Origin of the sequence: Pseudomonas sp. G(2018) (genome assembly GCF_005502415.1) — a bacterium.
In the GTDB taxonomy this organism is placed as follows: Bacteria; Pseudomonadota; Gammaproteobacteria; order Pseudomonadales; family Pseudomonadaceae; genus Aquipseudomonas.
Genome location: NZ_SCOO01000014.1, coordinates 68,346 through 82,197 on the forward strand (window position 1 = coordinate 68,346; position 13,852 = coordinate 82,197).

General features: G+C 59.2%; 10 protein-coding genes. 7 read left to right on the top strand and 3 right to left on the bottom strand.

What is annotated here, in order from left to right; translation table 11 throughout:
• Window positions 1–228: 228 nt before the first annotated feature.
• From FFS64_RS15720 to FFS64_RS15740, 5 genes are all read left to right on the top strand, one after another.
• Window positions 229–3,720 carry a response regulator gene (locus FFS64_RS15720; protein WP_137806141.1) on the top strand — a complete coding sequence of 1,164 codons (3,492 nt, stop codon included), beginning with the start codon at window positions 229–231 and terminating at the stop codon, window positions 3,718–3,720.
• Window positions 3,720–4,553 (top strand): protein-glutamate O-methyltransferase CheR, encoded by an 834-nt coding sequence (locus FFS64_RS15725; RefSeq protein ID WP_137806142.1) that lies wholly within the window; start codon window positions 3,720–3,722, stop codon window positions 4,551–4,553. The genes FFS64_RS15720 and FFS64_RS15725 overlap by 1 nt, the downstream gene beginning before the upstream one ends.
• The gene (locus tag FFS64_RS15730; RefSeq protein ID WP_137806143.1) at window positions 4,550–5,143 is read left to right on the top strand and encodes a chemotaxis protein CheB; all 594 of its coding nucleotides are present in this window, start codon (window positions 4,550–4,552) and stop codon (window positions 5,141–5,143) included. Before FFS64_RS15725 ends, FFS64_RS15730 begins: the two co-directional genes overlap by 4 nt.
• Window positions 5,137–6,318, top strand: a complete 1,182-nt coding sequence (locus FFS64_RS15735) for a hybrid sensor histidine kinase/response regulator (RefSeq protein ID WP_137806144.1) — start codon at window positions 5,137–5,139, stop codon at window positions 6,316–6,318. Before FFS64_RS15730 ends, FFS64_RS15735 begins: the two co-directional genes overlap by 7 nt.
• Before the next feature lie 77 nt (window positions 6,319–6,395).
• Window positions 6,396–6,773 carry a response regulator gene (locus FFS64_RS15740; protein WP_137806145.1) on the top strand — a complete coding sequence of 126 codons (378 nt, stop codon included), beginning with the start codon at window positions 6,396–6,398 and terminating at the stop codon, window positions 6,771–6,773.
• Window positions 6,774–6,902: 129 nt separating this feature from the next.
• Here FFS64_RS15740 and FFS64_RS15745 read toward each other — a convergent pair whose 3' ends face one another.
• From FFS64_RS15745 to FFS64_RS15755, 3 genes are all read right to left on the bottom strand, one after another.
• Complete coding sequence (locus FFS64_RS15745; RefSeq protein WP_372242175.1) at window positions 6,903–8,570, bottom strand: ATP-binding protein; 1,668 nt, start codon at window positions 8,568–8,570, stop codon at window positions 6,903–6,905.
• Complete coding sequence (locus tag FFS64_RS15750) at window positions 8,570–10,072, bottom strand: ATPase domain-containing protein (protein ID WP_137806147.1); 1,503 nt, start codon at window positions 10,070–10,072, stop codon at window positions 8,570–8,572. Before FFS64_RS15750 ends, FFS64_RS15745 begins: the two co-directional genes overlap by 1 nt.
• A gap of 181 nt (window positions 10,073–10,253) precedes the next feature.
• Entirely contained in the window at window positions 10,254–11,309 is a 1,056-nt protein-coding gene (locus tag FFS64_RS15755) for a lipopolysaccharide assembly protein LapB (RefSeq protein ID WP_137806148.1), read from the bottom strand.
• Window positions 11,310–11,523: 214 nt separating this feature from the next.
• Between FFS64_RS15755 and FFS64_RS15760 the strand changes: the two genes are divergently transcribed.
• Together FFS64_RS15760 and FFS64_RS15765 are read left to right on the top strand one after the other, a co-directional pair.
• Window positions 11,524–13,659 (top strand): FUSC family protein, encoded by a 2,136-nt coding sequence (locus FFS64_RS15760; RefSeq protein WP_137806149.1) that lies wholly within the window; start codon window positions 11,524–11,526, stop codon window positions 13,657–13,659.
• Window positions 13,649–13,849: a DUF1656 domain-containing protein gene (locus tag FFS64_RS15765; RefSeq protein ID WP_137806150.1), complete on the top strand. Its 201-nt coding sequence runs from the start codon at window positions 13,649–13,651 to the stop codon at window positions 13,847–13,849. The genes FFS64_RS15760 and FFS64_RS15765 overlap by 11 nt, the downstream gene beginning before the upstream one ends.
• Window positions 13,850–13,852: the final 3 nt, after the last annotated feature.

Sequence of the window (13,852 nt, forward strand, 5' to 3'; positions counted from 1 at the left end):
TGGGTGTTTGCCGGTCAATCGAAATCGCCGACCCTACTGCATGAGTAAGTGGCGGATCCCGACAAGTTCCCAACGCGCTATAAAAAGAATAGTGGAAAGGATAACCGCTCCTCTGGTGCGGTAGCAGCTGAATGTAGGACTTTGCGCCAAAGCCCGTGAGAAAGTTGGATCGATACGTCGGTTTTGGGGCAAACTCCTTGTTTTTCACCCGTTCAACAAGGCTTGACTATGACCTCCGTGTCTTCGGTTGATGAGCAACGATTTCGTAAACTCCTGAGCCGCAATATCAGCCTGCCACTGGGCGTCGGCGCTATCAGTGCGGTTTTTTTCGTGTCGCTGATTACGTACCTGCTGTCGACGATTCAGTGGGTCGAACACACGGATCGGGTGATCAATAACGCCAATGAAGCGGTCAAGCTGACGGTCGACCTGGAAACCGGCATGCGCGGTTTCCTGCTCAGTGGTGACGACAAATTTCTCGAACCCTATGAAATGGCCAAGCCGCGAATCGAGGTCGTACTCAATACCTTGCTGGAATTGACCGCCGATAATCCGGTGCAGACCGACCGCCTGCACCGCCTGCAAGCCTTGCAGGTGGAATGGGCGGACTATGCGCAATCCATGATCGATTTGCAGCGCAGTAGCGGTGACTACCGCAGCGCGGTCCGGGCCGGAAAGGGTAAACGCCTGACCGACGAGGTGCGCAAGCAGTTCGAAGACGTCATCAACATGGAGCAACAGCTGCGTGCTACCCGTAACGAGGAAGTACGCCGCACCACGATCTGGAGCATTGTCCTTTATCTATTGTTCATCGCTGCCATCAGCGGGTTGCTGGCTTATATCGGCCGTCGCGATCTGATGAGTCTTTCAGAGCAGTACGGCGCCAACCTTGCCAGGCAACAGGGCAGCGCCGAGCGCCTGGAGCGCCAGGCCTGGCTGCGCAATGGTCAGACCGAACTGGCCGAACAAGTGCTGGGGCAACTGTCCCTTAATTTGCTGGGACGCAACATTCTGCAGTTTTGCGCGCAGTACCTGGGCACCGCGGTAGCGGCACTCTACGTGCGTGAGGAACACGGCGGTCTCACGCGTGTGGCGTCGTACGGCATGTCCCGCGAGCAAGAGGAGCGGGACCAACAGATTTACGGCGATGAAGGGATTGTCGGCCAGGCGGCGCAACAGGCGCGGCTGATTCGCCTGGATGACGTGCCGGGCAACTACTTCAAGGTCAGTTCCGGCCTCGGCGAAGGCCTGCCGCGCAGCGTGCTGGTGGTGCCGACCAGCGACGATGATCGGGTCAACGGTGTCATCGAGTTGGGTTTCCTGCGCCTGCCGGACGAGCGTGACATCGAATTGCTCGAACTGATTGCCGGCAACATCGGCACCTCCATCGAAGCCGCGCGCTATCGCCAGCGCTTGCAGGAAGTACTGGCTGAAACCCAGCAACTCAATGAAGAGCTGCAAGTTCAGCAGGAAGAACTCAAGACCGCCAACGAAGAACTCGAAGAGCAGTCGCGGATTCTCAAGGAGTCCCAGGCGCATCTGGAAACCCAGCAGGTCGAGCTGGAGCAGACCAACGAACAATTGGCCGAACAGGCCGAAGTTCTGGCCGAGCAACGCGACGCCATGGACCTGAAGAATACCGAACTGAATCAGGCCCAGGCCCAGCTCGAAGAACGCGCCGAGGAGTTGCAGCGCTCGAGCAAATACAAGTCGGAATTTCTCGCCAATATGTCCCACGAACTGCGCACGCCGCTGAACAGTTCGCTGATCCTCGCCAAGCTGCTGGCGGAAAACCCCCAGGAAAACCTCAGCGCCGAACAGGTCAAGTTTGCCGAGTCGATCTACTCTGCCGGCAACGATCTGCTCAACCTGATCAACGACATCCTCGATATTTCCAAGGTCGAGGCCGGCAAGCTGGAAATCCGCCCGGAGAACACCAGCGTGGCACGTCTGGTGGATGGCTTGCGTGCAATGTTCGAACCACTGGCGGCGGACAAACAACTGCAGTTCAATGTCGAGTTGCAGGACGGGGCGCCGGCCATGATGTTCACCGATCGCCAGCGTCTGGAGCAGGTGATCAAGAACCTGCTGTCCAACGCGGTGAAATTCACCGAAAAGGGCAGCGTCAGCTTGAATGTGGCCTCGGCAGTGAACGACGGTATCGCGTTCATCATCCGCGATTCCGGGATCGGCATCGCCGAGGATCAGCAGGACAGCATTTTCGAAGCCTTCCGCCAGGCCGACGGCACCACCAACCGCCGTTACGGCGGCACCGGCCTGGGCCTGTCGATTTCCCGCGACCTGGCAGCATTGCTGGGCGGTTCCATCAGTGTGTCCAGCACGCCTGGACAGGGCAGCACCTTTACCCTGATTTTGCCCCAACAATACGTTGAGCCGGGGGAAGAACCCGTTGAACCGATGCGAGCCAGGCCGGTGGCGCACGTTCCGAACCCGGCGCCGGAACCGCTCAAGCCATTGATCGCCGAAGTCGATATCCCGCGTTTCAACGATGACCGCGGTAAGGCGCCGTTCACTACCCGCTGCATCCTGGTAGTGGAAGACGAGCTGAACTTTGCGCACATCCTCTACGACCTTGCCCATGAACTGGGTTATCAGTGCCTGGTGGCCCACGGTGCGGACGAAGGCTACGACCTGGCCCGGGAATTTGTTCCCGATGCAATCCTGCTGGACATGCGCCTGCCGGACCATTCCGGCCTGACCGTGCTGCAACGCCTGAAGGAACACGCCGACACCCGGCACATTCCGGTGCATGTGATTTCGGTCGAAGACCGGGTGGAAGCGGCGATGCACATGGGCGCCGTCGGTTATGCGGTCAAGCCGACCACCCGTGAAGAGCTCAAGGACGTGTTTGCGCGTCTGGAAGCGAAACTGACCCAGAAGGTCAAGCGCGTGCTGCTGGTGGAAGACGATGATTTGCAGCGCGACAGTATTTCGCGATTGATCGGCGACGACGACATCGAAATCACCGCTGTCGGTTACGCCCAGGAGGCGCTGGACCTGCTGCGCACGACGATCTTCGACTGCATGATCATCGACCTCAAGTTGCCGGACATGCTCGGCGGCGATCTGCTCAAGCGGATGTCCACCGAGGACATCTGCTCGTTTCCGCCAGTCATCGTTTATACCGGGCGCAACCTGACCCGGGACGAAGAGGCCGAACTGCGCAAGTACTCACGCTCGATCATCATCAAGGGCGCACGCTCACCCGAGCGCTTGCTCGATGAGGTGACACTCTTTCTGCACAAAGTCGAATCCCGGCTGTCCCATGAGCGCCAGACCATGCTCAAGACCGCCCGCAGTCGCGACAAGGTCTTCGAAGGTCGCAAAGTGCTGCTGGTGGACGACGATGTACGCAACATCTTTGCCCTCACCAGTGCGCTGGAGCAAAAGGGGGCCGTGGTGATCATCGGCCGGAACGGACGTGAAGCGATTGCTCGATTGAGTGAAGTCGAAGACATCGATCTGGTGTTGATGGACGTGATGATGCCGGAGATGGATGGTTTCGAAGCCACTATCGAGATCCGCAAGGATCCGCGCTGGCGCAAGCTGCCGATCATTGCGGTGACGGCCAAGGCCATGAAGGACGATCAGGAGCGCTGCCTGCAAGCGGGTGCCAACGATTACCTGGCCAAGCCCATCGACCTGGATCGGCTGTTTTCGCTGATTCGTGTGTGGTTACCGAAAATGGAACGTATCTAGTGGAGGGCAATTTTTCAGTGGAGCGAAACAGCGAGATCGAATTGCGGCTGCTGATCGAGGCGATCTACCTCAAGTACAGCTACGATTTTCGCGATTACTCCGGCGCGTCAATCAAGCGCCGGGTGACCCACGCGCTGAGCCAGTTCGAGTGCAGTACCATTTCGGCCTTGCAGGAAAAGGTCCTGCACGATCCCGCCGCCTTCATGCAGTTGCTGCAGTTGCTGACGATTCCGGTCAGCGAAATGTTCCGTGACCCTTCGCACTTCCTGGCGATTCGCCGGGAGGTGGTGCCATTGCTCAAGACCTATCCATCGATCAAGGTCTGGATCGCCGGTTGCAGCACCGGCGAAGAGGTCTATTCGATGGCCATCCTGCTACGCGAAGAAGGCCTGCTCGATCGCACCATCATCTACGCTACCGACATCAATCCGCGCTCGCTGGAAAAAGCCAAGCAAGGGATTTTCTCGATGGAGAATGTCCGCGCCTACACTGCTAATTACCAACAGGCGGGTGGCCAGCGTTCGTTCGCCGACTACTACACGGCGGCCTATGGTTATGCGATTTTCGACAAATCATTGTGTGAGAACGTAACGTTCGCCGATCACAGCCTGGCAACCGACAGTGTATTTTCAGAAGCTCAATTAATTTCGTGTCGTAACGTATTGATTTATTTTAATAAAAATCTTCAGGATCGTGCTTTCGGACTGTTTCACGAATCCCTGTGCCACCGGGGTTTCCTGGTGCTGGGCAGCAAGGAAACCCCGGATTTTTCGGCCTTCGGCAATCAGTTCGAGCCGCTGGTCAAACAAGAACGGATCTACCGGAAATCATGAACGGTGCAACGGGTTTGCCTTCCATAGAAGCGATTGTAATCGGCGCCTCAGCCGGTGGAGTTGAGGCGCTTCTGAGCATTCTCGGGCCGCTGCGGGAAGGTTTCGTGCTGCCCATCATCGTGGTCCTGCATCTGCCGAACGAACGCCGCAGTCAACTGGCGGAAGTCTTCGCCCGGCGGGTTGCGCTGCCGGTTAAGGAAGCCAGCGACAAAACACCGATCGAAGCCGGAACACTGTATTTCGCAACGCCCGGTTATCACTTGTCGGTGGAGCGGGACCGCAGTTTCTCCTTGAGCCTGGAGGACCGCGTGCATTATTCACGGCCTTCCATCGACTATCTGTTCGAATCGGCCGCCGACGCTTACGGCCCGGCCCTGGCCGCTGTATTGCTGACCGGCGCCAACCGCGATGGCGCCTATGGCATGGCGCAGGTCAAGCGCCATGGTGGCCTGACAATCGTTCAAGACCCGGACGAGGCCCAGGTCGCGACCATGCCCCAGGCCGCTCTGGACATTCATCAGCCCGACCATATTCTTCCTATCCGCGGCATCGGCCGTCTGCTTGTCGAGCTGGAACGAATCGCATGCTAAGTCATATCCCGGCCAAACTGCTGATCGTTGACGATCTGCCGGAGAATCTGTTGGCACTTGAAGCGCTGATCAAGCGCGAAGATCGTATCGTTTTCAAAGCACAGTCAGCCGACGAGGCCCTGTCGCTACTGCTGCAACACGAATTCGCCATGGCCATTCTCGATGTGCAGATGCCGGGCATGAACGGCTTTGAATTGGCCGAATTGATGCGTGGCACGGAAAAGACCAAAAACATACCGATCGTGTTCGTCAGCGCCGCCGGTCGTGAGCTGAACTACGCGTTCAAGGGCTATGAAAGCGGTGCCGTGGATTTCCTGCACAAACCGCTGGATATCCATGCGGTCAAGAGCAAGGTCAATGTGTTTGTCGAGTTGTTTCGCCAGAGCAAGGCCATGAAACAGCAGGTCGAAGCGCTGGAACAGAGTCGCCGCGAGCAAGAGGCTTTACTGGCGCAGTTGCAGAGTACGCAACGGGAGCTGGAGCAGGCGGTGCGCATGCGCGATGACTTCATGTCCATCGTCGCCCACGAAGTGCGCACGCCGCTCAATGGCCTGATCCTGGAAACCCAGTTGCGCAAGATGCACCTGGCCCGGGACAACGCCGCCGCGTTTACCCTCGATAAAATGCACGCCATGGTCGACCGCGACGAACGGCAGATCAAAAGCCTGATCCGCTTGATCGAAGACATGCTCGATGTGTCGCGCATTCGCACCGGCAAGCTGTCGATCCGGCCGACTTGCTTCGACCTGTCGGTATTGGTTCGCAGTTTGTTACAGAATTTTGCCCAGCAGATCGAGGCCGCCGAGGCTTCCGTGACCCTCCAAGCCGAACAACCGGTGATCGGCAAGTGGGACGAGTTCCGCATTGAACAGGTGATTTCCAATCTGCTGACCAACGCCTTGCGTTACGGCGCCAAGAGCCCGATTACCGTGAAGGTGTACAGTGACAGCGGTGAGGCCCGGGTAGAAGTCCGTGATTTCGGGATCGGTATCAGTGAAGAAAACCAGCAACGGATTTTCCAGCAGTTCGAGCGGGTGTCGGCCAAACATGCCGTCGCCGGACTGGGCCTGGGATTGTTTATTTCCGAACAAATTGTCACCGCCCATGGCGGTACCATTACCGTCGAAAGCCGGATTGGCGAAGGCGCCCTGTTTCGCGTTTGTCTACCGCTGTAGGAAAACAGCCCGATAAACGCAACCTCTGATCGACCCCACGGTCGTATCAGCAGCTATTGACCGAACAAAGGCTTCCCATGAGTGAAGATGCACAAGATGTCGTACTGATCGTCGAAGATGACCCCTCAATTCTGATGGTACTGTCGGCCTATCTGTCGGGAGAGGGTTACCGGGTATTGCAGGCGGAAAACGGCGAGCAGGCTTTTGAAATCCTCGCCAGCAAGCCGCACCTGGACATGATGATCACGGACTTTCGCCTGCCGGGCGGTATCTCCGGCGTACAGATCGCCGAACCCGCCGTGAGGCTGCGACCGGAACTCAAGGTGATCTTCATCAGCGGCTACCCGCAGGAAATCCGCGAAACCGACAGCCCGATCACCCGTACAGCACCCATCCTGGCCAAGCCGTTCGACCTGGATGTGCTGCAGGAAATCATGCAGGACATGTTGTCGTAGCTGGAACGCTGAACCCTTCAGGAGCGAGTTCGCTCGCGATGGACGACAACGATAACGCGCCCTGTCTGGATGAACGCGTCTTCCAGACGATTTTCGCGAGCAAGCTCGCTCCTACAGGGATTGAGTGTTTCAGATTCTTATCATCTCCCGTACCTTCGCCGTCAACAGGTCGAAGGTGAACGGCTTGGTGATCATCTGCATGCCTGAATCGAGGAAACCACCGCGCACGGCCGCGTGTTCGGCGTAACCGGTGATAAACAACACCTTGAGTTCAGGGCGGTACTGCCGGCCGATTTCCGCCAGTTGCCGGCCATTCATTCCAGGCAGCCCGACATCGCTGATCATCAGATCGATACGTTGCCCGGAATCAAGGATCGGCATCGCGCTGTCCGCATCGCCGGCCTCGACAAAGGCATAGCCCAGTTCGCTCAACACCGTGCTGACCAATACCCGCACCGCGGGATCGTCCTCGACGATCAATACCGTTTCACCGTTGCCGGCAAACAGAGGATGCGGGCTTTCAACCGGAAGGTCCCGCGGCACTTCACCCCCGAAACGCGGCAGATACAGGCTCACCGTGGTGCCTTTGCCCACTTCACTTTGAATGGCCACGTGTCCGTGCGACTGTTTACTGAAGCCGTAGATCATCGATAACCCCAAGCCGGTGCCCTGGCCGATGGGCTTGGTGGTGAAAAAAGGGTCGAAGGCGCGGTTGATGGTGCTTTGCGGCATTCCACAACCGGTGTCGGTCACGCTGAGTACCACGTAATCGCCCGGGTCAAGATTGCTGTGGGGGTGGGTGAAATCTGTATCCAGATAATGGTTCGAGGTCTTTACCACCAGGTTGCCACCATCGGGCATGGCGTCCCGGGCGTTGATCACCAGATTGAGCAGGGCGCTTTCCAGTTGATTCGGGTCGGCCTCGGCCACCCATAGTTGCTCGCTCAGCTGCATGTCCAGGCGAATGCTTTCGTTGATGCTGCGTTGCAACAGCTCGCCCATGGACACCACCAAGGTGTTCATCTGCACGGGTTTGGAATCCAGCGACTGTCTGCGAGAAAACGCCAGCAGGCGATGAGTCAGGCCCGCCGCGCGGTTGGCGGAGGTCACGCCGAGGTCGATCAGGTTGTCCAGATCTTCAAGGCGCCCCCGGGCCAGACGCCGACGCAGTAACTCCAGGCTGCCGATGATACCGGTCAGCATGTTGTTGAAGTCGTGGGCGATACCGCCGGTGAGTTGCCCGACCGCTTCCATTTTCTGCGACTGGCGCAGCACTTCTTCGTTATGACGCAACTGTGCGGTGCGTTCCTCGACCTGCTGCTCCAGGGTTTCCAGGGTGATTTGCAGGCGCATCTCACTCTGGCTCAAATCGATCAGCCGATCCCTGGCTTCGTACTGTCGTCGGCGGCCACGCAAGGCGGTGGTCACCAGGCTGATCAAGGTTACCGGATGAAAAGGGCGCTCAAGGAACGTGACGTTGCCCAGTTGCGGGCCGAAACGCGAGGCCGGGTTCTGTTCCGGGCCACCATGGTGAGTCAGCAAGACGATCGGCAGGTCGGACCAGGCAGGCTGTTGCTCGATCAGTCCGAGCAGCGGTTCAAGATTCTGACCCAGCAAAGCTTCCGAAGACACCAGCAGCAAGCCTGCGCCTTGCTCCAGTTCGTTGCAGAGCCCGCGCAGATCCCGGCTGATGACCCCGTCGAAGCCCGCTTCATTGAGCATCATCAGCGCAATCTGGCCGTCGCGACCCAAGGGCGCGAGGATGATCGCGCGCTCGGACGTCGCTTCCTGGAGCATCACGGCTGCTCATCCCCGAGCAAGGGCATGCTTGCGCCATGGTAAGTCGGCACCCCGCGCAGTACGCCTTGGAAAGCTTCCAGCGGTTCACCGATGGTCATGCCCTTGGCGCTGATCCGGTATTCACGGATGGTCGATTCATGGCTGCCGGTGCGCTTTTTGATGATTGAGATGGCCCGGCGCACCTTGCCCAGCGCTTCGAAGTAACGCAGCAGGATGACCGTGTCGGCCAGGTAGGTAATGTCCACCGGTGCCTGCATGTCGCCGACCAGACCGTGCTGGGCGACGGTCATGAACGTCGCGGCGCCCTTGCGGTTGAGGTACAGCAGCAACTCGTGCATGTGCAGCACCAGGGCGTTTTCTTCCGGCATCGCGGCCTGATAGCCGTTAATGCTGTCGATCACCACGGTTTTGATGTCGCGCTCGTCGACGCAACGCCGCACCCGATGGGAAAACTCGCCGGGGGACAGTTCGGCGGCGTCCACTTGTTCGATTAGCAGATTGCCCGTGTCTTGCAGCGCCTGCAGGTCGATGCCCAATTGCTTCATGCGCTCGAACAGCAAGCCCAGTTCTTCATCGAAAATGAACAGCGCGGCTTTTTCGCCCCGGGCCACGGCAGCGGCGGCGAAGATCATCGAAATCAGGGATTTGCCGGTACCGGCCGGGCCGAGGATCAGGGTGCTGGACCCGGTCTCGATGCCGCCGCCGAGCAAGGTGTCCATTTCCCGGATGCCGCTGGTCAATTGCTGGCGCAGGTAGGCGCCTCGGTGTTCGGCCGCCACCAGCCGCGGGAACACATGCACGCCATCGCCCATGATGGTGAAGTCATGAAAACCGCCGCGGTACTTCTGGCCCCGATACTTCACCACCCGGATGCGTCGGCGTTCGGCGCCGTAATTGGGAGTCAGCTCCTCCAGGCGAATCACCCCATGGGCCACGCTGTGCACGGTTTTGTCGAGGGATTCGGTGGTCAGGTCGTCCAGCAGCAGGACCGTGGCGTCGTAGCGCACGAAGTAGTGCTTGATCGCGAGGATCTGCCGGCGATAGCGCAGGGAACTCTGCGCCAGCAAACGAATTTCGGACAGGCTATCGAGGACCACCCGTGTCGGTTTGACCCGTTCGACCACCTCGAAGATCTGTTTGGTGGCCTCACCCAACTCAAGGTCGGAGGAGTACAGCAACGTCTGCTGATGTTCGGCATTGAGCAGGCTTTCCGGCGGCGTCAGTTCGAAAATGGACACGTTCTGGTCCAGCTCCCAACCATGGGAGCGGGCGCCCTGACGCAATTCGCGCTCGGTTTCGGACAGGGTGATGTAAAGCGAGCGCTCGCCAGCCTGGGCTCCGGCCAACAGAAAGTGCAGGGCGACAGTGGTCTTGCCGGTTCCGGGTTCGCCTTCCAGCAGGAACACGTGGCCACGGGACAGTCCACCATCGAGTATGTCATCCAGACCTTCGATCCCGGTGGCGGCTTTTACGCTGATCATTTCGTTGGCAGTAGACAAAGAATGCCCTCTCATGACTAGGGGAAGCGAGGCAGCAGGCGTCAGGTGCCTGAACGTGCAGCCTGTTCACTTGACCTTTGGTCGTGACGAGCGTTCAACCTTTTGTGTGCAGATGTGAAAGCCAAATGTCGCAGCTTACTGTGGCGAGGGGATCAATCCCCTCGCCACAGTAAGCTGTGATTCAGAGACCCTGCTGGAGCGCCGGATCGTCCGGGTTGAGCTGTTCCAGTTGCGCCAGCAGTATCTGCACGTTCTGCAACTGTCCGCTTTCCTTCCAGTAATTGATCAACAATACCCGGGCCTTGCGATCGTTGGGGTGGCGCTGGACGATTTCCTGCAACTGCTTTTGTGCGGCCTCCAGCTCCTGCTCACCGTGCAGCGTGGTCGCCAGGTCATAACGGTAATCCTTGTTGTCCGGCTCAAGCTCAACGGCCTTGGACAGACCGAGCAGGGCGAATTCGCTTTGACCGTGATGCAGCAACCACAGGCCCAAGGCGTGTTGCAGATAGGCCGATTCAGGCTGCGCCTTCAGCTGTTTGGCCAATAGCTGGCGGGCCGCGTCACTTTGCCCCTGTCTATCGAGTACTTCGATCTGCATCACCAGCGCCGGCAGATTGTCGGGGGCAAGGCGCAAGGTATGGTCGAGTTCCTGTTGTGCCTCTTTCAATTCGGCATTGTGTAAATACAGGCGAGCCAACTGGTAGTGGGTGTCGGCGCTCTCCGGTGCGCTTTTGAGCACCTGTTGCCAGGCATCGATGGCCTGTTCCAGCGGGCCGAAGTACAAGCCAAGGTCATCCGGCGACAACCCCAGCAGTGCGTTGACAGCAGCCAGCCGCACGCTTTGCTCGCTGTCATCGAGCAACGGCCCGAGCAACAGGCTGCGCTGGCCGCTGGGCACCAACCCGCTGATGCTCTTGATCGCTGCAATGCGAACCTCTGGCGCTTCGTGTTGCAAGTCCGCATCCGCCAGCTTCAAGGCCACGGAACTGGGGTAGTTGGGCAGTTCGGCATGCAGCCAGACGCGCCGCTTGGGCGAAAGGTCCGGGCGGGCCAATTGCTGGTAAAGCACCCGCGCAGCGCCGGGTTGACCGGCGCGGGCCTGGGCCAGTGCTTCGCTGTAGCCGCGCTTGATCGCCTCAGGCACCACGGGGGTTGTACTGCGCAGGGAAAACCACGCAAGGCCGACGATGAGCAGGGCGCAGAGGCTGATGAGCAGGTAGCGGCGGGACTGGGGCATGCAGGAATCCGGGAGCTGGCAAGCTTTTGCAAAGTGAGCAGCTTCGGTCAGGAGGGGCTGTGAGTCAAACGTTGACGCCGCTGCCCCTGATCTGACGACGGGTGAACCTGCCGGTGATTCACTGAGTTTGCCCGCCGATTTCGTCAACGCCAAAACCTGTCGAGGCATCCAGGTAGTGACTACGCTTGCTGGATAGCCGTCCACGAGCCTTCCCATGCAACCGTTGCTTCAGTATTTCAAGGCAATCCTGCACCCAGGCCCCGGGGTGTTGCTGTTCGCCTTGAGAACCATCACGGCCGGGCTGTTGACGCTGTACCTGGCCTTCATTTTCGACCTTGAACAACCCAAGTGGTCGATCATGGCCGTGGTCATCGTCAGCCAGCCGCTGGCTGGCATGACGCTGGCCCGCAGTTTTGGTCAGGTCATCGGCACCACGGTGGGTGCGGTCGTGGCCGTGGTGATCATGGCGATTTTCCCCCAGGCACCGGTACCTTTCCTTATTACCTTGTCCCTGTGGCTGGCGCTGTGTACCGCCGGTGGCACCTTGTTGCGCTACACCAGTTCCCAGGCGTTTGTGCTCAGCGGCTATACGGCGGTGGTGGTGGGGCTGCTGGCGGTGCCCGATCAGGACGGCACCTTCCTGCTGGCCGTGACCCGCGTGACCGAGACGCTGCTGGCGGTTGCCTGTGTCTGTGTCGTCAGCCTGCTGACCGCACGCCCGGAAGCCGTGGCCAAGGATTACTTCGCCCGAATCGATCAGGTGATCAAGCTGCTGGCAACCCACGCCAGCGCTGTCATTCGCACCGAGGAAAACGAAGCGGACTTCCACCGTCGACAAATGCAGCTGTTGGGTCAAATAAGCGCGTTGGAGGGGGTACGCCGGCATTTGTATTACGACGCGCCGCGCTTGCGCAGTGCCGACGACCTGGTGCAATTGCTGGGTAATCAACTGTTGTTACTGACGGCACGGCTGACCGCTTTGCGTCATCAGCGCGAATTGTTGCTCGAACGCTGGGAAGGCGAGATTCCGGCGGAAATTCAGCAGTTGCTGACCGAGGAGCTGGTTTTTCTCGATGAACTGGCCCGGCAGGGGCGCGCATTGTCCGCCGAGCAGCGGCGCCAGTTTGCCGCGTTGCAGCAGCGTTTCGATGCCCTGGCCTATCGCTCGGAGCAACTGACCGAGCCCTTGAAAGCCACCTTGCGCTCCTTGTCATGGTCTTTGCGCTGGGAACAGGCGCGAATGCTGCAGCAACTGGAAACGATCCTGGAATTGAGCGATGCGATCCAGAGCGGACGCAAGGCCAGCAGCATGTATCGCGGTAAAGCCACCCCGTTGCACCTGGATTTCACCCTGGCGGCGATGAACGCCATTCGCGCGTACTGCGCACTGATGGTCGCGGGCCTGATCTGGATCGAAACCGGTTGGGACGGCGCCCGAAGCGGAATGGTCGTGGCGGGGATTCTCTGCTCGCTGATGGCGACGTTTCCCCGACCGCTGCTGGCTGCCCAGAGCTATGCCCGGGGCTTGGGGCTGGCGTTGGTGGTGTCGGCGGTGCTGCAGTTCGCGCTAGTGCCGATGATCAGCAGTTTCGAGCTGTTGGCGTTGTTACTGGCGCCCTTGCTGTATTGCGTCGCGGTGGGGTTGTCCAGTCCGCCCACCACCGGCACGGGGATTGGCCTGGGGTTGTCGACGTTTCTGTTGCTGGGGCCGCAAAACATCGGGTTGGGGCAGAACACCGCGATTCAGTGGTTCGAGTTCGCCGGCGCCTACACCTGCGCGACTGCGTTGGCGTTAAGCGTGTATGCCTTGATCTTCCCTTTCAGGCCTGTACTGCGCATTCGCCGGTTACATCAGGAAAATTGCGAGCAGGTCCATGCCTTGCTGAAAGTACCGGCCACCGATGAAAACCAGTTTGCCTTCGAGAGTCGCATGGTCGACCGCCTGACCATGATGCTGGGATTGTTGCCCGCCATTCAGGACAAGCCATCGCGCGACCTGTTCGAGGTCAGTCTCGGCTGCCTGGTCCTGGGCATCGCCCTGAACCAGCTCCGACAGCAGGGGCAGAACAATGTGCTGCTGAGTCCGCAAACCCAAACCCGGTTGTTCGACACCGTTCGGGATACCGGACGGCTGATTGCCGGTCGACCTGGCATTGAAGTGGATCACGTACTCGACAGCCTGCACGCCTTGGGCGATGAGCTGGATGCACTGCACTCCAGCGTCCATGAACACTTATGGTCGGTGTTTCGCATGCGCGTGGCGTTGTTGATCGTGGTGTCGTTCCTGGAACGCCATCGTAGTCACTTTGAACCCGTCCAATCGCAAGGAGTACCGGTGCTTGCCCATTGATCTCGAAATAGGCGGTGTCTACCTGCCGCCGATTGCCCAGGCGTTGCTGCTGGGCTTGCCGATTTTCCTGGTGCTGGACTGGATCCTGCGGCGCCTCGGTGTGCTGCAATTCGTCTGGCATGAAGCCTTGTTCGAAGGCGCGTTGTACGCCTGCGTGTGCGCGACGTTGATTCTGGTGATGGGAGCCTGATGC

Bases quoted from the DNA above. Each gene is read 5' to 3' on its own strand.
- FFS64_RS15720 (WP_137806141.1), top strand. From the start codon at position 229: ATGACCTCCGTGTCTTCGGTTGATGAGCAACGATTTCGTAAACTCCTG.
- FFS64_RS15730 (WP_137806143.1), top strand. From the start codon at position 4,550: ATGAACGGTGCAACGGGTTTGCCTTCCATAGAAGCGATTGTAATCGGC.
- FFS64_RS15735 (WP_137806144.1), top strand. From the start codon at position 5,137: ATGCTAAGTCATATCCCGGCCAAACTGCTGATCGTTGACGATCTGCCG.
- FFS64_RS15740 (WP_137806145.1), top strand. From the start codon at position 6,396: ATGAGTGAAGATGCACAAGATGTCGTACTGATCGTCGAAGATGACCCC.
- FFS64_RS15745 (WP_372242175.1), bottom strand. From the start codon at position 8,570: ATGCTCCAGGAAGCGACGTCCGAGCGCGCGATCATCCTCGCGCCCTTG.
- FFS64_RS15755 (WP_137806148.1), bottom strand. From the start codon at position 11,309: ATGCCCCAGTCCCGCCGCTACCTGCTCATCAGCCTCTGCGCCCTGCTC.
- FFS64_RS15760 (WP_137806149.1), top strand. From the start codon at position 11,524: ATGCAACCGTTGCTTCAGTATTTCAAGGCAATCCTGCACCCAGGCCCC.